Consider the following 6,779-nt stretch of genomic DNA (forward strand, 5'->3'; position numbering starts at 1 on the left):
GGACCAGGGCGTCTTCGTCGAGCTCCATCCCGCCGACCACGCGGTGCTCGCGCTCAAGCGCGCGGCCGCCGTCGCACGAGAGCCTGAACCCGCATGACCAAGATCAACCCGCGCACCGGCGCCCGGCTCTCCGTCGTGCAGGCGCTCTACGACATGGAGATCTCCGGCAAGGGCGTCCTCGACGCGCTCGCCGAGTTCGAGACCTTCTGGCTCGGCAAGGAGATCGACGGCGTGGTGCATCCGCCGGCCGAGACGGCCTTCTTCCGCGACCTGCTGCGCGGTGTCGTCGAGGAGCAGCGCGCGATCGATCCGCAGATCGACCAGGCCCTGAGCCAGGGCTGGCCGCTGAAGCGCATCGAGGTCGTGCTGCGCGCCATCCTGCGCGCCGGCACCTACGAGCTGATGTTCCGCCGCGACGTGCCGGCCCGCGCCGCGATCTCGGAATACGTCGACGTGGCCCACAGCTTCTACACCGGCGACGAGCCGGGCATGGTCAACGCCGTGCTCGACAAGGTCGCGCGCCAGACCCGCGCGGCGGAGCTGGCCGGCGCCAAGCAGGGGTGAGCGGCCGGGCGGGCGATCACGTGATTTCCTCGCGTCCCACCGAGGAGGCGCTGATCGCGCGCTACTTCGCCCCGCTCGCCGGCCCCGGCGCCGACGGCTTGCGCGACGACGCGGCGAGCCTCGCGCCGAGCCCCGGCCACGACCTCGTGCTGACGGCGGACGCGATCGTCTCCGGCATCCACTACTTCCCCGACGACCCGCCGGAATCGCTCGCCCGCAAGGCGCTCGGGGTGAACCTCTCCGACATCGCCGCCAAGGGCGCCGTCCCGCGCGGCTTCCTGCTCACCCTCGCCCTGCCGGCGGACTGGACCGAAGCCTGGCTGGCGCGCTTCGCCGAAGGGCTCGGACAGGCGAGCCGGGCGTCCGGCTGCCCGCTGCTCGGCGGCGACACGGTGAAATCCGGCGGGCCGGCGCTGATCGGCGTCACCGCGATCGGCGAAGTCCCTGCCGGGCGCATCGTGCGCCGCGCGACCGCGCGGGTCGGCGACAGGATCTGCGTCAGCGGCACCATCGGCGACGCAGCGCTCGGCTTGCGGATGCGGCTCGATCCCGATGCCGGCTGGGTCCGGGCGCTCGATGCGCCTGCGCGCGCGCACCTCGCCGACCGCTACCTGCACCCGCAAGCCCGCCTGGGCCTCGCCGACGCAGTCCTGCGCTTCGCGACCGCTTCGATGGACGTGTCGGACGGGTTGGCCGGCGACCTCGCCAAGATGCTGGCCGGCGCCGGCGCGACGGCCGAGATCGACGCGGCGGCGGTGCCGCTGTCCCCGGCTGCCACCCGCGCCATCGCGAGCCGGACGGACCTGTTCGACGTCGCCGTCACCGGCGGCGACGACTACGAGATTCTGTGCACCGTGGCCCCCGATTCCTGCGACGCGTTCCGCGCCGCGGCCGCTGCGGCCGGCGTGCCGGTCTCGGTCGTCGGCACCGTCGGATCAGGCAGCGGACTACCCGGCTTTCGCGATGCCGAGGGCGCCGCGCGCGTTTTCGCGGCGGGCGCGTTCAGCCATTTCTGAAAACGCCTCGGAGATCGTCCGGACCTTGGCGGGCGCGGTCGGCGCGACGGCCACGGGCGGATGGCCGAGCTGGCGCCGCACGTCGTCGATCAGGTGCGTCGCGACGATCGGGGTCCAGCGCGCGAGGTCGGCCTCCTGCACCGCAGCGCCGCGCTCGTCCGCGTAGCTCTGCGCCGGAACCGAGAGCGAGCGCTGCAGCACCTGAAGCAGGGCGCCGTGCAGCGCCGGCGGTTGCATGCTCACGCGCTCCGCAATGAGGAACTGCACGGCGCTCGTCAGCACGTCGATCGTCGCCGCGAGCTTCGCCACCTGATCGCTGCTCATCGTGAAGCACTCTCTCCTTTATGCAACCAAGAGTAGTAGTTGCTATGGTTAATGCTGGGTTAACGCTCGGCTGAAGCGGCGATCGGCGATGCGGCCGCCCGCCGTCGCCGCCTAGACGGCCACTCACCCGGCGACCAGCGCCCTTCCGAAGAACAGAATTCAAAAGTCTATGCTGCAGCGCAGCAAGATCTCGTGGGGCCGATCGAAAGTCGCGTTTGCGCTCGACCGCGAAGTTTGGCAATCAAGTCTGGCACTTCTGCGAAGGAATGCCGAACCCGAGCCGATCGAGGGGACCCTGAGGGTTCGGCTCGACGACGACCAAGCCGACGCCACGCATCACGAGAACCAGGCATCACGAAAACAAGGGACGGGTGCATGACCGCTTTGCTGCTGATCATCCTGGGCGGGCTGTGCGCCGTCGCCTACGGAATCGTGACGATCAACGACGTGATGAAACGCGACGCCGGCACGCAGCGGATGCAGGAGATCGCCGCCGCGATCGCCGAGGGCGCGCAGGCCTACCTCAAGCGCCAATACGCCACCATCGGCCTCGTCGGCATCGTGCTCTTCGCAGCGCTCGCCTTCTTCCTCGGAATCAAGGTGGCGGTCGGCTTCCTGATCGGCGCGGTGCTGTCGGGGGCTGCCGGATTCATCGGCATGAACGTCTCGGTGCGCGCCAACGTGCGCACGGCGCAGGCGGCCTCGACCTCGCTCGGCGGCGGCCTCGAGGTCGCGTTCAAGTCCGGCGCCGTCACCGGCATGCTGGTCGCGGGCCTCGCGCTGCTCGGCGTCGCCTTCTACTACCTCTACCTCACCCGCGGGGCCGGCCTCGCGCCGGCCAGCCGCGAAGTCATCGACGCCCTGGTGGCGCTCGGCTTCGGCGCCTCGCTGATCTCGATCTTCGCGCGGCTGGGCGGCGGCATCTTCACCAAGGGCGCCGACGTCGGCGGCGACCTCGTCGGCAAGGTCGAGGCCGGGATCCCGGAGGACGACCCGCGCAACCCGGCCACCATCGCCGACAACGTCGGCGACAACGTCGGCGATTGCGCCGGCATGGCCGCCGACCTGTTCGAGACCTACGCCGTCACGGTCGTCGCCACGATGGTGCTCGCCGCGATCTTCTTCGGCGGCCAGGTCGACGTCGCGGGCCGCAACGTGCTCGAGGCGATGATGATCTATCCGCTGGCCATCGGCTCGTCCTGCATCCTCACCTCGATCGCCGGCACCTACGCCGTGCGGCTCGGGGCCAACCAGTCGATCATGGGGGCGCTGTACAAGGGCCTGATCACCGCGGGCGTGCTGTCGATCGTGGCGATCGCGGCGGTGAACTTCGCCCTGTTCGGCGGCCTGTCCACCAGCTTCACCACCTCCACCGGCGTCAGCTTCACCTCCGGCGGGCTGCTGGGCTGCGCGGTGATCGGCCTCGTCATCACCGCGCTGATCGTGGTGATCACCGAATTCTACACCGGCACCAACTTCAGGCCGGTGAAGTCGATCGCCGACGCCTCGGTCACCGGCCACGGCACCAACGTGATCCAGGGCTTGGCCGTCTCGCTCGAATCGACGGCGCTTCCGGCGCTGGTCATCGTCGGCGGCATCATCTCCACCCATGCGCTCGCCGGCCTGTTCGGCATCGCCATCGCGGTCACGGCGATGCTGGCGCTGGCCGGCTTCATCGTCGCGCTCGACGCCTTCGGCCCGGTCACCGACAACGCCGGCGGCATCGCCGAGATGGCGGGGCTGCCCTCCGAGGTCCGGCGCTCGACCGACGCCCTCGACGCCGTCGGCAACACCACCAAGGCCGTCACCAAGGGCTACGCCATCGGCTCGGCGGGCCTCGGCGCGCTGGTGCTGTTTGCCGCCTACACCTCAGACCTCGACTACTTCATCGCCAACGCCAGCGACACGCAGTACCGCTTCTTCAAGGGCGTCACGGTCGATTTCTCGCTGTCCAACCCCTACGTCGTGGTCGGGCTGCTGCTCGGCGGGCTGATCCCGTTCCTGTTCGCCGGCATGGCGATGACGGCGGTGGGACGTGCCGCGGGCGCCGTGGTCGAGGAGGTCCGCCGCCAGTTCCGCGAGAAGCCGGGCATCATGGCCGGCACCGACCGGCCGGATTACGGCCGCGCCGTCGACATGCTGACCCGCGCCGCGATCCGCGAGATGATCGTGCCGTCGCTGTTGCCGGTGCTGATGCCGATCGTGCTGTTCTTCGCGATCCAGCTCGTCGCCGGCAAGTCGCAGGCCTTCGCCACGGTGGGCGCGAGCCTGCTCGGCGTCATCCTCACCGGCCTCTACGTCGCGATCTCGATGACCTCGGGCGGCGGCGCCTGGGACAACGCCAAGAAGTACATCGAAGACGGGCACCACGGCGGCAAGGGCTCCGACGCCCACAAGGCGGCGGTCACCGGCGACACCGTCGGCGACCCCTACAAGGACACCGCCGGCCCGGCGGTGAACCCGGCGATCAAGATCACCAACATCATCGCACTGCTGCTGTTGGCGATCCTGGCGCACGCGTGAGGCGTGTCGATTCCCTCCCCCCTCCGCGGGGGAGGGAAGGGCGCCGTTCAACCGACCTTCCCGATCACTTCACACCGGAACGCGCCGTAGGCGCCGCGGGCGAGGCGGTCGGCCAGGGCCGGGAGGAACAGGGCGGCTTCCTCGGCGAGCCGCCAGGGCGGGTTGACCACGATCAGGCCGTTGCCGGTGAGCCGCGTGTCGTCGGGCCGATCGATCATCAGGTCGAGGCGGAGCGCCGGGCGGACGAGGGCGCCGTCGAGCACGCCCGCCATGCGATCGACGGCGGCGAGGTTCTTGATCGGATACCACGCCAGGAACACGCCGGTCGGCCACTTCGCCACCGCCTTGGCGAGGTGCGCGCCGAGGCGGTCGATCTCGCCCGGCACCTCGTAGGGCGGGTCGATCAGGACGAGACCGCGGCGCTCGGGCGGCGGGATCATCGCGTTCAGCGCGGTCCAGCCGTCGAGGTGGAGCACCTTGGTGCGGGCGTGTTCGTTGAAGCGCTCGCGCAGCACCGCATGGTCGGCGGGATGGAGCTCGACGAAGACGCCCTGGTCCTCGGCGCGCAGGAACTCGCGGATCAGCGCCGGCGAGCCGGGATAGGTCGTGGCACCGTGGCGCGCCCGGACCGCGGCGACGGCGGCGCGATAGGGCGTCAGCAGGTCCTCGACCGCTTCCGGGAACGGATCGTCGAGACGGCCCCAGCCGTCCAGCCATTCGGCGGTGCGGCCGGCCTCGTCGGCGGTGAGGTCGTAGAAGCCGAGGCCCGCATGGGTGTCGACGGCGCGGAAGGGAGCGGGCTTCAGGCAAAGGTGCGCGAGCACCCGCGTCAGCACGAGGTGCTTGAGCACGTCCGCGAAGTTGCCGGCATGGAAGGCGTGGCGATAGTTCATGTCCGCTGATCAAGCGGATCGCGCGGCCCGGGTCCAGCCGTCCGGCGCGGATTTCACCGCGAGGATCAGCGCGCGGCGCCGACCGTGATCTCGGGCGAGCGGCAATTGCCGCGCGCGACCTCCGGGCAGGAGGCGAAGCCGCGCAGGTCCTTGGTGAAGCAGATCCGCACCTCCTGCAGCTGCCCGCGGGCGCAGGACACCGCCATCATGTCCGGCCGCAGACCCTGGTTCGCGGTCACGAACTGCCGGGCGATCTCGATCGGCGCCAGGCGGCGCTCGGAGCCCGAGGTCTTGAGGTCGTCGGGAATCGTCACCGCCAGGCGTGCGGTCCGCGCGGCGTTGAAGTAGGCGGTCGGGTCGAGGCCGGAGCAGGTGCCGTGCTTGCGCCACTCGTAGCGGGCCAGCCCCTCGCTCGGGTAGACCTGGCCGGCCACCTCCATCGCCTGCGGGGTCGGCGAGCGCTGCACGGCCGAGCAGTTCTGCGGATAGCCGCGGGTGTATTGCGGCCACAGCCCGTGCACCACGAAGCCGAGGCCGCGCCCGGCCGCGCATTGGCGGTCGTCGCGCTGGCCGGCGGTCTCGCAATAGGTCGGCGACCAGGACAGGGCCAGGACGTAGAAGTCGAAGCTGCCGGGCACGTCGTTGCCGCGGCCGTAGCCGCCGTAATCCTGAGCCTGCGCGCCTGCCGTGAGGAGGCCGGCCGTCAAGGCGGCGGAGCGGGCAGCCGCGATTGCGAGGCCGGCACGCCTCACGGGCGTGCCATGCGGCAGGCGGTGGCGTAGGCGTAGCTCAGGTCGCGGTCGAGGCCGTGGACGCAGAACTCGACGCCCCAGGTCGCGCCGATGATGCCGAGGCTCTCGCGCACGGAATAGTCGACCTTGCGGCGGACGCCGTCCGAGGTGGTGGCGGTCGCGCTGCAGAACCGGCGCGGGATGTAGTCGAGGCCCCAGGGCCGCCACGCCGTCCGCTCGATCGTGTCGTAGGACACGATCGTCAGGGACGAGTTCCAGAACTTCGCCTCCTTCTCGGCGAACTGCGTCGAGACCTTCTCCAGCACGCCCGCATCCTGGCAGGCCGGGATGTTCGCGTCGAACGGGAAGGCGCGCTCCTCGGAGGGCTCGATGTCCTCCCGCGCCGAGCGCGCGAAGGCCGGCTGGAGGCAGCCGGCGAGGGTGAGGCCGACGCCGACGGCGACCGAGAGAGCGTTCGAGCGCATGGCGGGTGCTTTCCGCGAGGTGTCCTGCATCCGGCGACGTTGGCCCGGGGCACGCTCAAGTCAAGCCGGACGACCTTGGCGGCCACGCTTTCGCGATCCGGTGGGGCACGCGAGGCACACTCGTCGCTTCCTTGGCGCTCAGTAGATCGGCCCCGACGACAGCCCGGGGGCGGCCAGCGAAAGCGGCTCCTCGAATCCGCCCGGGTCTTCGCCGGGCAGGGCCGCCGCGACGCGCGGGGCGGG

The 6,779-nt window shown here is 70.9% G+C and carries 8 protein-coding genes; 4 read left to right on the forward strand and 4 right to left on the reverse strand.

Features of this window, described 5'->3' with window-relative positions:
• Nucleotides 1-93: 93 nt before the first annotated feature.
• The gene (gene nusB / locus FV222_RS13875; RefSeq protein WP_147751325.1) at nt 94-564 is read left to right on the forward strand and encodes a transcription antitermination factor NusB; all 471 of its coding nucleotides are present in this window, start codon (nt 94-96) and stop codon (nt 562-564) included.
• A gap of 23 nt (nt 565-587) precedes the next feature.
• Nucleotides 588-1,580, forward strand: coding sequence for a thiamine-phosphate kinase (thiL, locus tag FV222_RS13880; protein WP_147761461.1), 993 nt, complete (start codon nt 588-590; stop codon nt 1,578-1,580).
• Here thiL and FV222_RS13885 read toward each other — a convergent pair.
• The gene (locus tag FV222_RS13885; RefSeq protein WP_246685461.1) at nt 1,512-1,889 is read right to left on the reverse strand and encodes a hypothetical protein; all 378 of its coding nucleotides are present in this window, start codon (nt 1,887-1,889) and stop codon (nt 1,512-1,514) included. The two genes, thiL and FV222_RS13885, sit on opposite strands and share 69 nt — an antisense overlap.
• 184 nt (nt 1,890-2,073) lie before the next feature.
• Here FV222_RS13885 and FV222_RS30700 point away from each other — a divergent pair, with 184 nt between their 5' ends.
• Nucleotides 2,074-2,283, forward strand: coding sequence for a hypothetical protein (locus FV222_RS30700; protein ID WP_147814692.1), 210 nt, complete (start codon nt 2,074-2,076; stop codon nt 2,281-2,283).
• Complete coding sequence (locus FV222_RS13895) at nt 2,280-4,427, forward strand: sodium-translocating pyrophosphatase (RefSeq protein WP_147761413.1); 2,148 nt, start codon at nt 2,280-2,282, stop codon at nt 4,425-4,427. Before FV222_RS30700 ends, FV222_RS13895 begins: the two co-directional genes overlap by 4 nt.
• 47 nt (nt 4,428-4,474) lie before the next feature.
• Here the strand turns inward: FV222_RS13895 and rlmJ are convergent, their stop codons facing one another.
• The 3 genes from rlmJ to FV222_RS13910 form a co-directional block, all read right to left on the reverse strand.
• Nucleotides 4,475-5,320 (reverse strand): 23S rRNA (adenine(2030)-N(6))-methyltransferase RlmJ, encoded by an 846-nt coding sequence (gene rlmJ / locus FV222_RS13900; RefSeq protein ID WP_147751328.1) that lies wholly within the window; start codon nt 5,318-5,320, stop codon nt 4,475-4,477.
• 65 nt (nt 5,321-5,385) lie between these two features.
• The gene (locus FV222_RS13905) at nt 5,386-6,027 is read right to left on the reverse strand and encodes a ribonuclease T2 (RefSeq protein WP_246685462.1); all 642 of its coding nucleotides are present in this window, start codon (nt 6,025-6,027) and stop codon (nt 5,386-5,388) included.
• Nucleotides 6,028-6,068: 41 nt separating this feature from the next.
• Entirely contained in the window at nt 6,069-6,536 is a 468-nt protein-coding gene (locus tag FV222_RS13910; protein ID WP_147761412.1) for a hypothetical protein, read from the reverse strand.
• Between the last annotated feature and the right edge of the window lie 243 nt (nt 6,537-6,779).

Origin of the sequence: Methylobacterium sp. WL103, assembly GCF_008039885.1 — a bacterium.
GTDB lineage: Bacteria > Pseudomonadota > Alphaproteobacteria > Rhizobiales > Beijerinckiaceae > Methylobacterium > Methylobacterium cerastii.

Excerpts from the sequence above, each read along its gene's own strand:
- nusB (WP_147751325.1), top strand. The coding sequence starts at position 94 with ATGACCAAGATCAACCCGCGCACCGGCGCCCGGCTCTCCGTCGTGCAG.
- FV222_RS30700 (WP_147814692.1), top strand. The coding sequence starts at position 2,074 with ATGCTGCAGCGCAGCAAGATCTCGTGGGGCCGATCGAAAGTCGCGTTT.
- FV222_RS13895 (WP_147761413.1), top strand. The coding sequence starts at position 2,280 with ATGACCGCTTTGCTGCTGATCATCCTGGGCGGGCTGTGCGCCGTCGCC.
- rlmJ (WP_147751328.1), bottom strand. The coding sequence starts at position 5,320 with ATGAACTATCGCCACGCCTTCCATGCCGGCAACTTCGCGGACGTGCTC.
- FV222_RS13910 (WP_147761412.1), bottom strand. The coding sequence starts at position 6,536 with ATGCGCTCGAACGCTCTCTCGGTCGCCGTCGGCGTCGGCCTCACCCTC.